Below are 233 nucleotides of genomic sequence, written 5' to 3' on the forward strand. Positions count from 1 at the left end.
AAATTTGTTTAGTTGGCCGCGCAGGCTGTTTCGTTAATGCGTGAAATTGTGTGGGCTTGATGCTTGAGTTTCTTTAATGTCTCTTGTGCCATTGTTGCATCAACCTCTTTGATTTGAGGAACTGAAACGTTTGTTGCATCAATTTGATAATAGTGCACTGATTGTTCTGTTAGGCTTACGTTGAGTCTTGTTGCAGGCTTGGCTGCTACGTAATGCGCTTCGAAAGTTGTAGG

At 42.1% G+C, this 233-nt stretch carries 1 protein-coding gene; it reads right to left on the bottom strand.

Annotated features, from left to right (window positions below; all coding sequences use genetic code 11):
* Window positions 1-8: 8 nt before the first annotated feature.
* On the bottom strand, window positions 9-233 hold a 225-nt coding region (locus tag ACTHS4_RS12660), incomplete at its 5' end, for a hypothetical protein (RefSeq protein ID WP_440366062.1).

Origin of the sequence: Neisseria sp. P0014.S009, assembly GCF_051958155.1 — a bacterium.
Classification (GTDB): domain Bacteria; phylum Pseudomonadota; class Gammaproteobacteria; order Burkholderiales; family Neisseriaceae; genus Neisseria; species Neisseria flavescens_C.